This window comes from Microbacterium sp. (assembly GCF_049661145.1).
GTDB lineage: Bacteria > Actinomycetota > Actinomycetes > Actinomycetales > Microbacteriaceae > Microbacterium.
Genome location: NZ_JBASZT010000086.1, coordinates 1 through 2,419, shown reverse-complemented (window position 1 = coordinate 2,419; position 2,419 = coordinate 1). Strand labels below are relative to the sequence as shown.

Below are 2,419 nucleotides of genomic sequence, written 5' to 3'. Positions count from 1 at the left end.
CTGCTGGGCGCGCCCGGCCCGCCATGCCTCGCGACGCGCGCAGGTCGTCAGCCAGCCGGCGACGGCCCGGGGGTCGTGGATCGTCTCGTGCCGCCGCACGAGGGTCAGCCAGGTGATCTGGACGACGTCCTCCGCGAGGCGCTGCTCCAGCCCGTAGGCACGGACGACGTGCCACAGCACGGGTGTCATGAGCCGCACGAGGTCGTCCATCTCCCGGGCGCGGCCCTCGCGCCACGCCACGAACAGTTCGGCGGCGCGATCCCAGATGGTCGGGGGCACGCCCGCCGCCGCCCCTTCGCCTCCCGGCACGGGGGAGGTCGAGAGATCGGCATCGGTCATACCGCTCATTCTGGCCATACCTGAGGGAGGAGGGCGAGGGATGATCTGATACATCGTCTTGTCGGTCGGCCTAGACTCGTCGCCATGACACGGCTCGTCTATCTGTGCGCCCGCCCGCAGGCGGGCGCCGCGGCGGCCGAGTACGAGTCCTTCCGCGGCGCGATGCAGCTCGACGAGCACGAGCTGGAGCGCTGGGACCTCGTCCACGACGAACTGCCCGCGGACTTCGCGGGGCGCTGGCGTGGCGCCGTCGTGGGCGGGAGCCCTTTCAACGTCACCGACCCCGAGTCGGCGAAGACCGACGCGCAGTTCCGCGTGGAGGCCTCACTCGCGCGGCTTGCAGAGGGGGCCGCATCCGGCGCCATCGCCGCACTGTTCACCTGCTACGGCATCGGAGTCGCCACGCGGAAGCTCGGCGGCGAGGTGACGCGCGCGTACCCGGAGGACACCGGGCCCACCCGCGTCGCGCTCACGGCGGAAGGGCGCAGCGATCCGCTCTTCGGCGGGCTCGCCGACGCGTTCACGGCGCTCACCGCACACAAGGAGGGCACGGGACGGATGCCGGCGAGTGCGACCCTGCTGGCGACGGGCGACGTGTGCCCCGTGCAGGCCTACCGGATGGGCGACCGCCTGTACGCGACGCAGTTCCACCCGGAGCCGACGGCGCAGGCGTTCACGGAGCGGATGGCCGTCTACCGCGACGACGGCTACTTCGCTGCGAACGACTACGACCGCATCGCGGCGCTCGTGCTGTCGGCATCCCTCACCGAGCCCGCCCGCATCCTGCGCGCGTTCGCGACCGCCTTCTGACCACCTGGCTGTCGGTCGGGGCCTGTCAGTCGGGCGCCTGACGCGCCCGCAGAATCGTCAGCACGACCGGGAAGACGCCCACGATCGCGGCGGCGATCCAGGCGGCCGCGGTGATCGCGGGTGCGACGGGGTCATCGGTGCGGGCGACGCCGATCCAGAACAGCCCCCATGCCATGGCCAGGCCGACGGCGATGCGCCCGCGGGTGACGATCGCGAGGGCGAGCCCGAGCACCCCGACCGCCACGACGACGAGGACGCTCCACACTTCGGGCGCCCCGCCGTCGACACCCGCTGCCGTGAGCCATGCCGAGACGTTGGCGACGGTGGCGAGGGTCACCCACCCCAGGTGCAGGCCGACAGCGCCGTCGAAGAAGAGGATGTCGGTGAAATGCACGCCGGGGTAGGTCTGCAGCTGATGGAGGGTCCACGCGAGCGCCGCGAGGAGCGCGATGATCGCGACGACGGTCCAGACCAGCGTCAGGAACTGGGCCGCCAGCAGCCAGCCGCCGTTCAGGATCGCCGTGAGGGCGACCCACCATCCTGCGGCGCGCTGGCGCACCCGGTTCCGCTGCGATGGCAGCGCCTGCCAGACGGCATACGCGATGGTGAGCGCGTAGATCGCCGTCCAGATCGCGAACGCCGGGCGGGCCGGCGCGAGATAGGTGGCGTCGGCGTCGAGGGCGCCGCCCTGCAGGTCACGCACGTTCGTGCCGCCGAACAGACCGGTGCCGATCATCGCCGCGACGATCATGAAGACGACCGTGGCGATCACGATGTACTGCCGGGCGACGTCGACTCCCGTCGCTTCGCGTTCGGCATCCATGCCCGTCACGGTATCTGGCCCGGGCGCGCGGCGGCACTGCCTTGACAGTCCTCTCTGCTCCCGATAGTCACGCACTGATGCTCTGGGAGCATCAGTGCGTGACTATGCGGCGAGGAGCATCCGCCGGATCCAGGATCCTGGACGACGGATGCCGGATGCCGGATGCCGGAGAACGAGTAACGCAGCCCGGCACCTGGGGCCCGGGTCACCGCACCATGTGCACCGGCCCGGCCACGACAGCGGAGTCGGGCGCGATCACGAACTCGTCGGCGCAGACCACGGCATCCTTCGTCGCCAACCACACCATCCGCTCCTCGGCAGGCACCGACCAGGGGTCCGCGCTGAGGTTCACCCACACGACGGCGTCCGCCCGGTGCAGCGCCCAGCGCCCCGGTCCCTCGGCCGCCCCGGGGGATGCCGAGAGCCGCGGTTCGGTCAGCTGCGGCC

General features: G+C 71.7%; 3 protein-coding genes and 1 pseudogene. 1 reads left to right on the top strand and 3 read right to left on the bottom strand.

Annotated elements, in window-relative coordinates; all coding sequences use genetic code 11:
* On the bottom strand, positions 1-339 hold a 339-nt coding region (locus tag WBP48_RS03955; protein ID WP_424436404.1), incomplete at its 3' end, for an RNA polymerase sigma factor.
* 84 nt (positions 340-423) lie between these two features.
* On the opposite strand from WBP48_RS03955, the gene WBP48_RS03950 reads away from it, so the two are divergent.
* On the top strand, positions 424-1,149 hold the full coding sequence (locus WBP48_RS03950; RefSeq protein WP_424436401.1) for a glutamine amidotransferase-related protein: 726 nt from the start codon (positions 424-426) through the stop codon (positions 1,147-1,149).
* A 25-nt stretch (positions 1,150-1,174) separates the two neighbouring features.
* Here WBP48_RS03950 and WBP48_RS03945 read toward each other — a convergent pair whose 3' ends face one another.
* Together WBP48_RS03945 and WBP48_RS03940 are read right to left on the bottom strand one after the other, a co-directional pair.
* Positions 1,175-1,972: a tryptophan-rich sensory protein gene (locus WBP48_RS03945; RefSeq protein WP_424436398.1), complete on the bottom strand. Its 798-nt coding sequence runs from the start codon at positions 1,970-1,972 to the stop codon at positions 1,175-1,177.
* 205 nt (positions 1,973-2,177) lie between these two features.
* A pseudogene (locus WBP48_RS03940) lies at positions 2,178-2,419 on the bottom strand (malto-oligosyltrehalose trehalohydrolase); the annotation flags it as partial.